Genomic DNA, 14,108 nt, shown 5'->3' on the forward strand with positions numbered 1-14,108 from the left:
GCCTTGGACGGGTCGTCAGCGGCGGGCGACCACGTCCCGGGTCTGCCGGGCGATCTCCCGCTCCTCGTCGGTCCGGATGACACACACGCTCACCTCGGCGTCGTCGGGTGAGATGACCCGGTCGCCCGTGCCGTCGTTGCGGGCGTCGTCGACGGCGATGCCGAGCCGCTCCAGGCCGGCCAGGGCGGCTGCCCGGACGGGCGCGGCGTGCTCGCCCACCCCGGCGGTGAAGGCGATCGCGTCGACGCGGCCGAGCAGCGCGTAGTACGCCCCGACATACTCGGTGATCCGCCGGCAGTAGACGTCGAAGGCCAGCTCCGCCGCCCGGTCGCCGGCCGCCCGGCGCGCAAGCACCTCGCGCATGTCGTTGACGGCGGTCAACCCGAGCAGGCCGCTGCGGTGGTTGAGCAGGTCGTCGATCTCGTCCACCGACAGCCCAGCCTCCCGGCGCAGGTGGAAGATCACGGTGGGGTCGAGGTCGCCGCTGCGGGTGCCCATCACCAGCCCCTGCAACGGGGACATGCCCATCGAGGTGGCGACGCTGCGACCGTTGGCCACCGCGCAGGCGCTGGCCCCGTTGCCCAGGTGCAGGGTGATCGTGTTGACCTGGTCGTACGGGCGGCCGAGCAGTTCGGCGGTGCGCCGGGACACGTACGCGTGTGAGGTGCCGTGGAAGCCGTACCTGCGGATGTCGTACCGCTCGGCGATGTCCCGGTCGATCGCGTACGTCGCGGCGGCCTCCGGCAGGGTGTGGTGGAACGCGGTGTCGAAGACGGCGACCTGCGGGACGTCCGGCAGCGCGGCGCGGGCCACCTCGATGCCGGCCAGGTTGGCCGGGTTGTGCAGCGGGGCGAGCGGCACCAGGTCCTTGATCGCGGCCAGCACCGCGTCGTCGACGAGCACCGGCGCGCTGAACGTCCGGCCACCGTGCACCACCCGGTGCCCGACCGCGGCGAGCCCGCTCAGGTCGAGTCCGTCCAGGATCTGCCGGACCGCGCTGGCGTGGTCCGGCGGACCACCACCGGGCTCACCGACCCGCTCGACGGTGCCGTGGTTGAGCGCCTGCTCCCCGTCGTACTGGCGCCACTTCACCGACGACGACCCGCAGTTGAGCACGAGCACCCGACTCACTAGGCCTCCTCGGTGGCCGCCTGGATGGCGGTGATCGCCACCGTGTTGACGATGTCCGGCACGGTCGCGCCGCGGGACAGGTCGTTCACCGGCCGGCGCAGACCCTGCATGACCGGGCCGACGGCGACCGCCCCGGCGGAGCGCTGCACCGCCTTGTACGTGTTGTTGCCCGTGTTCAGGTCCGGGAAGATGAAGACGGTGGCCTGGCCGGCGACCGGGCTGCCCGGCAGCTTCGTCGCCGCCACCGCGGGGTCGATCGCCGCGTCGTACTGGATGGGCCCCTCGACCAGCAGGTCGGGCCGGCGCTCCCGGACCAGGGCGGTGGCCGTGGCGACCTTCTCCACGTCCTCGCCCGCGCCGGAGCTGCCGGTGGAGTACGACAGCATGGCCACCCGGGGTTCGATGCCGAACCGGGCGGCGGTGTCGGCCGACGAGATCGCGATGTCGGCGAGTTGCGCGGCGTCCGGGTCGCGGTTGACCGCGCAGTCGCCGTAGACCAGCACCCGGTCGGCGAGCAGCATGAAGAAGACGCTGGAGGCCACCGAGACCTCCGGCACGGTACGGATGATCTCGAACGCCGGTCGGATGGTCGCGGCGGTGGTGTGCGTGGCGCCGGAGATCATGCCGTCGGCCCGTCCGGTCGCCACCATCAGCGTGCCGAAGTAGTTGGGTTGGGCCACGATGTCGTGCGCCAGCTCGGCGGTGACGCCCCGGTGGGCGCGCAGCCGGGCGTACTCGTCCGCGAAGTCGTCCCGCCACCCACTGGTGACCGGGTCGACGACGTTCGCGTCGCCGAGGTCGATGCCCAGTTCGCGGGTCCGCCGGGCGATGTCGTCCGGCCGGCCCAGCAGGGTCAGCTCGGCCACCCCGCGGCGCAGCAGGATCTCCGCCGCGCGCAGGATCCGTTCCTCGGTGCCCTCCGGCAGCACCAGGTGCCGGGGCCGCGAACGGGCCCGGTCGATCAGCTCGTTCTCGAACATCAGCGGGGTGACCCGGGTCGACCGGCTGACCCGCAGCCGGCGAGCCAGGTCGTCCGTGTCCACGCAGCGCTCGAACGCACCAAGCGCGGCCTCCACCTTGCGCGGGTTGGCCGTGCTGGGCCGGCCCTCGATCCGGCTGGACGCGGCCACCGTGTCGTAGCTGTCAGTGGGCACCGACAGCACCGCCAACCCGGTGTTGAGCCCCTCCACCAACCGCATGACCCGGGGGTCCGGCTGTTCGCCGAGCGTCAGCACCAGCCCGGCCACCGACGCCTGACCGGCGACGTGCGCGGCACTCGCGGCCACGAGCAGGTCGGCCCGGTCCCCGGGGGTGATCACCAGGGCGCCTTCGGTGAGGTGGTCCAGCAGCGTCGGCACGTGCGCCGCGCCGACCACGAAGTCCAGCACGTCGCGACTGAGCGCGGCGTCGTCCCCGGCCAGCAGGGTGGCGCCGAGCGCCGCCGCCACCTCGGCCACCGTCGGCGCCGAGACGCTCGGCACCTCCGGAATGGTGTACGCGGGGACCGGCAGATCGGGCAGCGTCATCGGCTCGGACACCCGGTTGGCGATCACCGCGAGCACCGTCGCGCCCAGGTCGGCCAGATCGTGGTACGCCCCGCGCACCGCCGACGCGACGGCCGCCGGCTCCTGCCCGAAGCCGTCCACCACCGGCACCACCACGCTGCCGAACTCGGTGGCCAGCCTCGCGTTGAAGGCCAACTCCCGAGGATGGGCCGGGTCGCCCGGGTCGTCGAAGTCGCTACCCACCACGACGACGGCAGGGCACTGCCGTTCCACCGCCCGGTACCGCTCGACGACTGTGGAGATCAGTTGCTCACGCCGGCCGTCGGCGACAAGCGCCGCCGCCTGGGCGTAGGTCGCCCCGGCCAGCTCCGACAGCGGCAGCTCGACCCGGTAACGCTCGCTGAGCAGGGCGAGGATCGGGTCGGGACCGGTGTCGGCGACCAGCGGCCGGAACACGCCGATCCGCCCGACCTGACGGGACAGCAATTCCGCCAGCCCGAGGGCGATCGTCGACTTGCCCCCGCCGGACCCCACGCTAGTCAGATACACACTGCGAGCCACAGCCCCACCCTAAAAGATCGCGAACCCCCCACCGGCCCCCTCCCACCCCCGCCACCCCTGCGGCCCCGCCCCGGCCCAGCCCGGCTACCCCAGCCCGGCCGCCCCGGCCCGGCCGCCCCGGCCCGGCCGCCCCGGCCCGGCTGCCCCGACCCATCGCCCCGTTGATCATGGAGTTATGGCGCGACACGCCGACGACACGCGCGCATAACCTCATGATCAACGCGGCTGGGCGGCTGGGCGGCTGGGCGGCTGGGCGGCTGGGCGGCTGGGCGGGTGGGCGGTGGGCGGTGGGCTTGGGGGTTCGTTAGGCGTCTTCGTCGTCGGGGTCGTCTAGGCGGGCCAGGTAGGTGGCCAGGCGTTCGATGGGGGTTTCGAAGTCGGGGTTGAGGTCGACGAAGTCGCGCAGGCGTTCGCCCAGCCACTCCAGGGTCACCTGTTCCTCGCCCCGGCGCTCGACCAGCTCCTCGATGCCACGGTCGGTGAAGTACATGGGTACGTCCTTGTGCTCGTCCCGGCTCGGGCCGGGCGGATGGTGGGTGGGTGGGTGGTCGACCGGCCGGCGGGGCCTACGAGAGCCGGGGCAGGGCCGTGGTGAAACGGCCCTGCCCCGGCTTGCGCGCTCAGGTCAGGTCACGGGCGGGGGAGAGCCGCCTCGATCAGCGCGTTCTGCTCGACCTCGTGGGTCTTCGCCGAGCCGACCGCCGGGGCGGCCGCGGCCGGGCGGGAGATCCGCCGCAGCCGGACGTCCGTGAGGTGCTCCAGCAGGTTGAGCGCGACGAACGACCAGGCACCCTGGTTGGCCGGCTCCTCCTGCACCCAGGCGAAGTCCTCCGCGTTGGGGAACTGCGCGAGGGCGGCCCGGATCTCCTCCACCGGCAGCGGGTACAGCTGCTCGATCCGGAGGATCGCGGTGTCGGTGACGCCACGCTCCTGCCGGGCCTGGAACAGGTCGTAGTAGACCTTGCCGGAGCAGAGCAGCACCCGCTTCACCGCCTCCGGGGCCGGGGCCGCCGTGTCGCGCAGCACCGGCTGGAAGGTGCCAGTGGTGAAGTCCTCCACCGGTGAGACGCAGAGCTTGTGCCGCAGCAGCGACTTCGGCGTGAACACCACGAGTGGTTTGCGCTTGGGCGACAGGGCCTGGCGGCGCAGCAGGTGGAAGTAGTTCGCCGGGGTGGTCGGGATGGACACCCGCATGTTGTCCTCGGCGCACATCTGCAGGAACCGCTCCGGCCGGCCGGAGGTGTGGTCCGGCCCCTGGCCCTCGTGGCCGTGCGGCAGCAGCAGGGTGACGGCGGAGCGCTGACCCCACTTCACCTCGCCGGACGAGATGAACTCGTCGATCACGGACTGGGCGCCGTTGACGAAGTCGCCGAACTGGGCCTCCCAGGCAACCAGGGCGTTGATGTTCTCCACCGAGTAGCCGTACTCGAAGCCCATCGCCGCGTACTCGCTCAGCAGCGAGTCGTGCACGAAGAACCGGGAGCGCTCGCCGTCGCCGGTGAGCGACTTCAGCGGCAGGTAGTCGTCGCCGGTGCGGGAGTCGACAATCGAGGCGTGTCGCTGGACGAACGTGCCGCGACGCGAATCCTGCCCGGCGAGCCGGACGGTGACCCCGTCGTGCAGCAACGCCCCGAGCGCGATGATCTCGCCGAAGCCCCAGTCGATGTTGCCCTCGACGGACATCTTGGCCCGCCGGTCCAGCAGTTGCTGGATCCGCTTGTGCGGGGTGAAGCCCTCCGGGAGGTTGGTGTGCGCCTCGCCGATCGCCTTCACCACTGACGCGTCGGTGGCGGTGTCGACCTGCGGCTCCGGCTCCTCCTCGCGGCGCGGCCGGTTGAGCTGCCGGGGCGCCGAGGCGGCGTCCCGGGTGGCCTTGAAGACCTTCTCCAGCTGCGCCTGGTAGTCGCGCAGCAGCTCTTCCGCGTCCTCCACGGTGATGTCGCCGCGACCGATCAGCTCTTCGGTGTAGAGCTTGCGCACCGAGCGCTTCGAATCAATGATCTTGTACATCTGGGGGTTGGACATCGAGGGGTCGTCGCCCTCGTTGTGCCCGCGCCGCCGGTAGCAGACCATGTCGATCACGACGTCCTTGTTGAACGTCTGCCGGTATTCGAAGGCCAGCCGAGCAACCCGGACCACGGCCTCGGGGTCGTCGCCGTTCACGTGGAAGATCGGCGCCTGGATCATCCGGGCCACGTCGGTGCTGTAGAGGCTGGACCGGCTGTATTCCGGGGCGGTGGTGAAGCCGACCTGGTTGTTGACCACCACGTGCACGGTGCCGCCGGTGCGGTAGCCGCGCAACTGCGACAGGTTGAGCGTCTCGGCGACCACGCCCTGCCCGGCGAACGCCGCGTCACCGTGCACCGCCAGCGGCAGCACGGTGTAGCCCTCCAGCTTGAGGTCGATCCGGTCCTGCTTGGCCCGGACGATGCCTTCCAGCACCGGGTCGACGGCCTCCAGGTGCGACGGGTTGGCCACCACCGACACCTTCACCGAGTGCGCGCCGTCGGGGGTGGTGAACTTGCCGTTCTGGCCCAGGTGGTACTTCACGTCACCGGAACCCTGCGTCGAGCGCGGGTCCAGGTGGCCCTCGAACTCCGAGAAGATCTTCTCGTACGGCTTGCCGACGATGTTGGCCAGCACGTTGAGCCGGCCCCGGTGCGCCATGCCGATGACGACCTCGTCCAGCCCGTTCTCGGCGGAGGACTCCAGCACCTCACCGAGCAGCGGGATCAGCGACTCGCCGCCCTCCAACGAGAAGCGCTTCTGGCCCACGTACTTGGTCTGCAGGAAGGTCTCGAAGGCCTCGGCGGCGTTGAGCCGGTTGAGCACGTGCTTCTGCTCGTCGGCGGCCGGCTTCTCGTACTTGCGCTCGATCCGTTCCTGCACCCAGCGCCGCTCCTCCGGGTCCTGGATGTGCATGTACTCGATGCCGACGCGGCGGCAGTACGAGTCGCGCAGCACGCCGAGGATCGAGCGCAGCTTCATCCGCTGCCGGCCGGCGAAGCCGTTGACCGGGAACTCGCGGTCCAGGTCCCACAGGGTGAGCCCGTGCTGGAGGACGTCCAGGTCGGGGTGCTTGCGGATCTTGAATTCCAGCGGGTCGGTGTCGGCCATCAGGTGACCGCGCACCCGGTACGCGTGGATCAGCTCGTGCACCCGGGCGGTCTTGTTGATCTGACCCTCGGAGTTGACCGCGACGTCGCGCATCCAGCGCACCGGCTCGTACGGGATGCGCAGCGAGGTGAAGATCTGGTCGTAGAAGGCGTGCTCGCCGAGGATCAGCTCGTGCATCACCTTGAGGAACTCGCCGGACTGCGCGCCCTGGATGATCCGGTGGTCGTACGTGCTGGTCAGCGTGATGATCTTGCTGACGGCCAGCTCGGCCAGGGTGGCCTCGGACATGCCCTGGTAGGGGGCCGGGTACTCCATCGCGCCCACGCCGATGATCGCGCTCTGCCCCTGCATGAGGCGCGGCATCGAGTGCACGGTGCCGATGCCGCCCGGGTTGGTGAGCGAGATCGTGGTGCCGGAGTAGTCGTCCATGGTCAGCTCGTTGCGCCGCGCCCGCCGGACCACGTCCTCGTACGCCTGCCAGAACTGCCGGAAGTCCATCGTCTCGCAGCCCTTGATGGAGGGGACCACCAGGTTGCGGCTGCCGTCCGGCTTGGCCAGGTCGATCGCGATGCCGAGGTTGACGTGCGCCGGGCGGACCATCGCCGGCTTGCCGTTGGCCTCGGCGAAGGAGTTGTTCATCTCGGGGTGCTGCACCAGCGCCCGGACCAGCGCGTAGCCGACCAGGTGGGTGAAGCTGACCTTGCCGCCGCGCCCCCGGGCGAGGTGGTTGTTGATCACGATGCGGTTGTCGACGAGCAGCTTGGCCGGGACCGCGCGCACGCTTGTCGCGGTGGGCACGCTCAGCGAGGCGTCCATGTTCTGGACGATCTTCGCGGCGACGCCCCGCAACGGCGTGGTCTGCGGGCCGTCGGCGGTGGGGGCGGCGGCCTTGGCGGCCGGCTTGGCCGGTGCGGCCTTCTCCGGTGCGGCCTTCTCCGGTGCGGCCTTCGCCGGAGCGGCCTTGGCCGGTGCCGACGGCGCGGCGGCCGGCTCGCCGGCGGCGGCCGGCTGCGCGGTGGCGCTCGGCTGGCTCACCGCGGCGGAAGCCTCCGGCTGCCCGTCCGGCTCCGGAGCGGCGGCCGGCTTCTCCGCCGACTCGGCCTTGCGGGGCGTGGCCGCCCCGGGCGCCGGTCGGTAGTCGGCGAAGAAGTCGTGCCAGGCCGAATCGACGCTCGTTGGGTCGGCGAGGTAACGCTGGTACATCTCCTCGACGATCCACTCATTCGGGCCGAAACCCGCCAGTGGGTTCTCCTGCGAAGTCTGCTGGGTCGACACGGCCGGTAATCGCCTCTTTCACGCGGGTTGTGTGGCACGCGGTGTGTCCCTCGTGCCCGATTAGGAGCACGGACTGGACGTCTCCCAGGCTACGCCGTACGGATCCCGGGGGCATTTCAGCCTCGGCCCCGTGGCCGGTTTCACAGAAGATGCCAGAAGTTCAGCAACCGCTGCGCGGCAGGTCGAGGGCTGGTAACGCGCCGCCAGCTCCCGGCGTGGTGCCGACCCCGGAGCGGCCAGCTCGCCGCCCCGGGGTCGGAGACGCCGTCAGGCGATGTCGCGACGTCGAGTGATCAGGACTCCGACGATTCCACTGACCAGCGCGTAGCCCACCAGCACCAGGGCGCCGACCCACCAGTCGGGGGTCAGTTCGGTGCTGCTCCCGCTGATCATCACCTGGGATGCCACCGAAGGCCAGATCACCTGCCACTTCACCACCGCCTCGTTGTCCAGCCAATTGGCGAGGAGGAAGAAGAGCAGTTGTGCCACCTGGGTACCGATCAGGTACAGCACCGAGGCGCTGATCACCGCGCCGAGCTGGTTGGGGATCAGCGTGCCGATGCCCACCCCGAGGACCGTCCAGATCATGTACGCCAGCAGGTTCAGCAGCAGCGCCCGGTGCACCGTCCACTCGCCGAGCTGCGCGCCGTGCCCGTTCAGGCTCAGGAAGATCGACCCGGCGGCCAGGTCGATCACCGTGGTGACCAGCCAGAAGCCGAAGCCCAGTAGTGAGGCGGCAGCCAGTTTGGCCAGGATCACCGAGGTGCGACGCGGTGTGGTCAGGTACGTCGTGGTCGCGGTCTGGTGGAAGACCTCGTTGGTGACCATCAGGATGCCGAGCAGCATCACGAACATCAGCCCGAGGTACTGCCCCGAGGTGTACAGGTTGGCCGCCTGGCCGGCGGGGCCGGCCTCATCCCCGCTGACGCCGAAGTCCTGCGCGTTGCCGCCGAGCACCTGGGAGGCGAGCCAGGCGTTGACGACGAAGGCCAGCACCAGGGCGAGGAACGCGCCGAGGGCCATCAACCACCAGGTGCTGGTGGTGCGGATCTTGAGCAGTTCGGCTCGGACCAGGTTCATCGGATGCCCGCCTTTCCGGCCGTCAGCTCCAGGAAGACCCGTTCCAGATCGGGCCGTTCGGTGGTCAGTTCGTGCAGCTCGACGCCGGCGGCCAGGGCGGCCCTGCCGATCGTCGGGGCGTCCACCCCGGCGACCAGCAGCACGCCCTGCTCGTCGGTGTCGACGGTCGCCGACTGCGCCTTCAGGGCAGCGACGAGCGTCTCGGCCTGCGGCGTACGCACCCGCACCCGGGCGCTCTGCGCCATCGAGCCGAGGACCTGGTCGACAGGTCCCTGCCGGACCAACTGCCCGGCCGCGATGATCACCACGTCGTCGGCGAGCAACTGCATCTCCGACAGCAGGTGGCTGGAGACCAGCACGGTGCGGCCTTCGACGGCGAGGTTCTTGAGGAACCCACGCATCCACCGGATGCCCTCCGGGTCCAGCCCGTTGGCCGGCTCGTCGAGGATCAGCACGCGGGGGTCGCCGAGCATCGCGGCGGCGATACCCAGCCGCTGCTTCATGCCCAGCGAGTAGCCCTTGAACTTGCGCTTCGCCGCCGGGGTCAACCCGACCAGGGCCAGCGCCTCGTCGGCCCGCTGGCGGGGCAGCCCGGCCGCCGCGCAGATGACCCGCAGGTGGTTGATGCCGGTGCGGCCCTTGTGCGCGCTCGAGGCTTCCAGCACCGCGCCGACGTGCCGCAGCGGGTCCGTGAGGTCGACGTACCGGTGGCCGCTGATGGTGGTCGTGCCGGCGGTCGGCGTGACCAGGTTCAGCAGCATGCGCAGGGTGGTGGTCTTGCCAGCGCCGTTCGGGCCGAGGAAGCCGGTCACCCGCCCCGGTGTCACGGTGAAGGACAGGTTGTTCACCGCCCGCACGTTCTTGTACTGCTTCGTCAGACCGGACACCACGATCTGACCGTCGCTGGTGGGGCTTCGCTGCCCGTCAGTCATCGTTCTCCTCCCGTGTGTGGCGTCGAGGTACGCCGTGGCACAGCGTGACGGCCCGGGGCAACAAGGTCAATCAGGCGCGGTCCGTATGTTCGCCTCCACCGCAGGGTGGACACGCATCCACCCTGCGGACGACGGGCCGGAGGTCAGCGGGCGATCCAGGTTGCCCGGGCCGCGCCGAGCAGCGTGCCGTCCGGGCCGTACAGGCTGGTGTGCACGAGCGCCTTGCGCCCGTCGACGCCGAGCAACGCCCCGGTCACCACGCAGTCGTCGCCCGGCCCCGGCAGCGCGGTGACCACGGCGGCGATCCGACCCAACAGGTACGGGCGGCCCGGCGCGAGCACCGTCCAACCGCCGGGGCAGTCCAACGCCGCCCAGATCGTGGCCGCGCCGACCCGCTCGGGCACCCGGAACGGCGCCGCGGTCCGCCCATCCGGTAACCGGCCGGGAAAGATCCGCAGCCCGTCGGTCCGCCGCGGCCCGCAGACGTAACAACCGGGGAACGGATGCTCGACCAGGCCGGGGTAGCGGGCTGCCGCGGCCACCGCCGTGTCCAGATCGACCGGGGGTACGACGACATCGACCACGCCGGCCGGGCGCACCTCGGCCACCAGGTCGCCGGCCGGGTCACGGACCTCGCCGTCGGTGAAGCTCAACTCGGTGTCCAGTGGTGGCGGTCGGCGCAACGTCACCTCGACCGTGCCCGTGCCGCCCGCCTCGGCGGCGAACACTCCCGCGCTCCAGCCGCCGTTGCCGGAGCCGGGCGGCCCGTTGTAGCGGGACTCGATCCGCATCGTCGACCTCCGGTGGGGCTAGCCGGCGTCGTCGCCGGTCCGTCGCGCAGCCTCGCACGACCACCTGTGGGACGCATCTGCCGGCCGGCGTTCATCCTGCCGACACCGGTGGTCTGAGTGAATGGCAACCCGAGCACCTACACAGATCCCATGGCCGTTCTGCATGCCGCTGGCGCACCCCTGACGACCAGCGGATACACCCTGCTGATCGCCGACGACCCCATCCAGGTCGCGGCCGCGCAACGCCTGCGCCACGAGGTGTTCGCCACCGAGCTAGGCGCCACCCTCCTCCCCGGCGCGGCCGGGCTGGACGTGGATCCCTTCGACGCGTACTGCGACCACCTGGTCGTCCGCGAGGACAGCACCGGCGAGGTGGTCGGCACGTACCGGCTGCTGCCGCCGGGCCGCACCAACCGGCGCTACGCCGAGGACGAGTTCGACCTCGGCGCGCTCGATCCGCTCCGCGATGATCTGGTCGAGGCGGGCCGGTCCTGTGTGCACCCGGACCACCGCTCCGGCGCGGTGATCAACCTGATGTGGGCGGGCATCGTCCGGTACCTGCACCTGCGGGGCTCCCGTTGGCTCGGCGGCTGCGCGTCGGTGCCGGTGGCCGACGGTGGGCGGACGGTCGCCGAGGTGTGGACCCAGGCCCGGGCCCGGCACCTGTCGCCGCCGCCGCTGCGGGTGCGCCCGCTGCGGCCCTGGTTCGCCGAGTCGACAGCCGGCTCGGTGGCCGCCGTCGATCCGGCCGGTCGGGTCGCGGTACCGCCGCTGCTGCGCGGCTACCTCCGGCTGGGCGCGTGGATCTGCGGCGAGCCGTCGTACGACAGCGACTTCGGCTGCGCGGACTTCTACGTGCTCTTCTGCCTGGACCGGATGAACCCGCGCTACCTGCGGCACTTCCTGGGCGAGGCACAGCGATGACCGCCGGGTCGCACGACCTGTGGCGGCCGTCGTCGGGTTGCGACGACGACTGTCTGCCGCCGACCGGCGCGGTGCCCACCGTGTCGGTGGCCCGTCGGGTGCTGCGGTTGGTCGCCGTGGCCGGCATGCTGCTGGCCGGTGTCGGCGTGGTGGTGCTGCTGCCCGTACTGCCGGTTCGGGAACGGCGGGCGGCGGTGCGCGGTTGGGCCCGGTGCACCGCGCGGGCCTTCGGGGTGCGGCTGGTGATCCGGGGTCGGCTGCCCCGGCGGCGGGCGCTGCTGGTCGCCAACCATGTCTCGTGGCTGGACGTCCTCGCGGTGCTTGCCGTCGCGCCCACCCGGCTGGTGGCGAAGCGGGAGATCCGCTCCTGGCCGGTTTTCGGCCTGTTGGCCGCGGCGGCGGGGACCGTCTTCGTGGACCGTGCCCGGCCGCGCGCGCTGCCGGCCATGGTCGGCCGGATCGCCGACACGCTGCGCGCCGGTCGGTCGGTGGCGGTCTTTCCGGAGGGGACGACCTGGTGCGCCGCCGCCGGCGACTGCCGCCCCGGCGGCGGGTTCCGACCCGCGACGTTCCAGGCGGCCATCGACGCCGGCAGCCCGGTGGTGCCGCTGCGGCTCGCCTACCGCTGCGCGGCCACGGGTACGACCACCACGGCCGCTGCCTTCCTCGGTGCGGACACGTTGCTGCGGTCGATGGTCCGGGTGGTCGCGGCGCGGGATCTGGTGGTGTCGGTGACGATCGCCGCCGCGTTGCATCCGGCCCGTACCGCCGACCGGCGGTTGCTGGCTCGGGCCGCCGAGTCGGCCGTACACCTGGTGCCCGCGGCAGGCGCGGTGACGCGGACCCGGCCGCACCCGGCGCCCACGGCGACCCCGGTGGCCCTGGCGGTGCCCACGGCGCCGACGTCGGCCGTCGGCGAAGGGCTGGACCTAGCGGCCTGAGCCTGCGCAACATCCCACCCCACCCCATCCCACCCCACCCACCCCATCCCACCCCACCCACCCCACCCACCCACCCACCCCACCCACCCACCCACCCACCCCACCCCCTCGCCCGTTGATCATGAGGTTGTCCGCGCGTGTCGTCGGCGTGTCAGCCGATAACTCCATGATCAACGGGCACGCCGGCCGCCGGCGGGGGGCTGGCCAACTCGCGACCTGTCTTGTGGTGTCGCGATGTATCGCGTTACTGTTCTCCCTGTCAGGCGCGTGTCCGCGCGCCGTCGAGAGGGGGACGCCATGGCCGCATGGACGGTCGAGAGCCCGCAGCGGCTCACCGTGGACGGGCCGGTCACCCGGCTGGACGTCCGCCTGGTCAGTGGGCGGCTCAACGTGGTCGCCGCCGACGGCCCGACCCGGATCGACGTGACCCAGGTCGGCCGTCGGCCGGTCCGGATCGAGCATGCCGACGGCCGGCTCAGCATCCGTCAGGAACGCGGCCGGAGCTGGTCGGACGTCCTACGGTGGTTCCGGATGATCCACCGCTATCCCCGGGTGGACGTCTCCGTCGCCGTGTCCGCCGACGTCCTCGCCGACCTGGGCCTGGTCGCCGGCTCGCTCGTCGCCTCCGGCCTGCGCCGGCAGACCAGGATCCACGTCACCGCCGGCCAGATCACCCTCCGGGGGCTGCGCGGCAACACCACGGCGAACATCACCTCCGGCCCGGTGGAGGCGCTCGGCGTCCGCGGCGATCTCACCCTGGAAACGGTCTCCGGCGAGGTGATCATCGCCGACAGCGCCGCCGATCGGGTGCGGGCGCAGACCGTCTCCGGCGCGATCACCTGCGACCTGGACAACCCTCGGCGCAGCGAGATCCGGTTGACCACGATCTCGGGCGGCATCACCGTCCGGGTCCGCGAGGACAGCGACCTCACCGTCCAGCTGCAGACCGCCTCGGGCCGGATCACCAGCGGCTTTCCGCAGGTACGCACCTCGACGTTCCCACTGCGCAGCAGCGAGGGAGTGCTGGGCGCCGGCGAAGGTAAGCTCTGGGCTTCCGCGACCTCGGGGAGCATCGCCCTGCTCGCCCGAGCTGTCGACCACGATGGGGAGGAGCTGCCGTGACCGCCGTGTTCAGCCACGGGCGGCTCCGGCTCTACCTGCTCAAGCTGCTCGACGACGGCCCGAAGCACGGCTACGAGCTGATCCGCCTGCTGGAGGACCGGTTCCTCGGGCTCTACGCGCCCAGCGCCGGCACCATCTATCCCCGGCTGCAACGGCTTGAGGTCGAGGGTCTGGTCAGCCACACCGCCGCCGGCGGCCGCAAGACGTACGACATCACCGACGCCGGTCGCGCGGAGCTGCGCCAGCGGGCCGGCGAGTTGGAAGCGCTCGAGGCGGACATCGCGGCCTCGGTGGCGGACCTCTCCACTCTGGCCGGCGAGATCCGCAGCGAGGTACGCGGCTCGGTTCGCGACCTCAAGCGGGAGCTGAGCGAGGCCACCCGGCAGACCCGGCGCACCCGGTGGGACGCGCCGGCCCCGCCGCCCCGGCCGGCGTCGACCGCCGGGACGCAGGCTGAGCTGCTCGACGAACTCGACAAGCGGCTGCACGCGTTCAGCGCCGAGGTGGGCCGGTTGACGCGCGCCCGGCAGTTCAGCGACACCCAGTTGCGCACCGCGATCCGGCTGCTCGACGGCGCCCTGGACGGGCTGCGCCGGCTGCTGCGCTGACGGCGTCGCCGAGCGGCGGTGCACGGCGTCGCCGAGCGGCGGTGCAAGCCGTCGCCGGGCGGCGGCGACTCACAGCTTTTTTCCAGGAAGTGCCCAGCGCGGGCGCAGTCATGTCGCCGAT

Annotated in this window: 11 protein-coding genes; 4 read left to right on the forward strand and 7 right to left on the reverse strand. The window is 71.7% G+C overall.

Features of this window, described 5'->3' with window-relative positions:
* Positions 1–15: 15 nt before the first annotated feature.
* The 7 genes from ACLQ29_RS05030 to ACLQ29_RS05060 all read right to left on the reverse strand — a co-directional run bounded on the left by ACLQ29_RS05030 (position 16) and on the right by ACLQ29_RS05060 (position 10,392).
* Positions 16–1,131, reverse strand: coding sequence for an acetate/propionate family kinase (locus ACLQ29_RS05030; protein ID WP_425770418.1), 1,116 nt, complete (start codon positions 1,129–1,131; stop codon positions 16–18).
* Positions 1,131–3,197, reverse strand: a complete 2,067-nt coding sequence (pta, locus tag ACLQ29_RS05035; RefSeq protein ID WP_425770419.1) for a phosphate acetyltransferase — start codon at positions 3,195–3,197, stop codon at positions 1,131–1,133. Before pta ends, ACLQ29_RS05030 begins: the two co-directional genes overlap by 1 nt.
* A 304-nt stretch (positions 3,198–3,501) precedes the next feature.
* Positions 3,502–3,687, reverse strand: coding sequence for a DUF6104 family protein (locus ACLQ29_RS05040; protein WP_030490374.1), 186 nt, complete (start codon positions 3,685–3,687; stop codon positions 3,502–3,504).
* A gap of 140 nt (positions 3,688–3,827) precedes the next feature.
* Positions 3,828–7,589, reverse strand: a complete 3,762-nt coding sequence (locus ACLQ29_RS05045; protein WP_425770421.1) for a multifunctional oxoglutarate decarboxylase/oxoglutarate dehydrogenase thiamine pyrophosphate-binding subunit/dihydrolipoyllysine-residue succinyltransferase subunit — start codon at positions 7,587–7,589, stop codon at positions 3,828–3,830.
* Positions 7,590–7,856: 267 nt separating this feature from the next.
* Entirely contained in the window at positions 7,857–8,669 is an 813-nt protein-coding gene (locus ACLQ29_RS05050; RefSeq protein WP_425770422.1) for an ABC transporter permease, read from the reverse strand.
* A complete protein-coding gene (locus tag ACLQ29_RS05055; RefSeq protein WP_425770423.1) occupies positions 8,666–9,601 on the reverse strand; it encodes an ABC transporter ATP-binding protein in 936 nt (311 codons plus the stop codon). The genes ACLQ29_RS05050 and ACLQ29_RS05055 overlap by 4 nt, the downstream gene beginning before the upstream one ends.
* A 143-nt stretch (positions 9,602–9,744) precedes the next feature.
* On the reverse strand, positions 9,745–10,392 hold the full coding sequence (locus ACLQ29_RS05060) for a hypothetical protein (RefSeq protein ID WP_425770424.1): 648 nt from the start codon (positions 10,390–10,392) through the stop codon (positions 9,745–9,747).
* Between the two features lie 150 nt (positions 10,393–10,542).
* Between ACLQ29_RS05060 and ACLQ29_RS05065 the strand changes: the two genes are divergently transcribed.
* The 4 genes from ACLQ29_RS05065 (at position 10,543) to ACLQ29_RS05080 (ending at position 13,987) form a co-directional block, all read left to right on the forward strand.
* Positions 10,543–11,316 carry a GNAT family N-acetyltransferase gene (locus ACLQ29_RS05065; protein ID WP_425770425.1) on the forward strand — a complete coding sequence of 258 codons (774 nt, stop codon included), beginning with the start codon at positions 10,543–10,545 and terminating at the stop codon, positions 11,314–11,316.
* On the forward strand, positions 11,313–12,257 hold the full coding sequence (locus ACLQ29_RS05070; RefSeq protein ID WP_425770426.1) for a lysophospholipid acyltransferase family protein: 945 nt from the start codon (positions 11,313–11,315) through the stop codon (positions 12,255–12,257). The genes ACLQ29_RS05065 and ACLQ29_RS05070 overlap by 4 nt, the downstream gene beginning before the upstream one ends.
* 297 nt (positions 12,258–12,554) lie before the next feature.
* The gene (locus ACLQ29_RS05075) at positions 12,555–13,379 is read left to right on the forward strand and encodes a DUF4097 family beta strand repeat-containing protein (RefSeq protein WP_393371892.1); all 825 of its coding nucleotides are present in this window, start codon (positions 12,555–12,557) and stop codon (positions 13,377–13,379) included.
* Positions 13,376–13,987 (forward strand): PadR family transcriptional regulator, encoded by a 612-nt coding sequence (locus ACLQ29_RS05080; protein WP_425770427.1) that lies wholly within the window; start codon positions 13,376–13,378, stop codon positions 13,985–13,987. The genes ACLQ29_RS05075 and ACLQ29_RS05080 overlap by 4 nt, the downstream gene beginning before the upstream one ends.
* Positions 13,988–14,108 lie beyond the last annotated feature (121 nt).

The sequence above is a fragment of the Micromonospora sp. DT228 genome (assembly GCF_049841595.1).
Taxonomy (GTDB): Bacteria; Actinomycetota; Actinomycetes; order Mycobacteriales; family Micromonosporaceae; genus Micromonospora.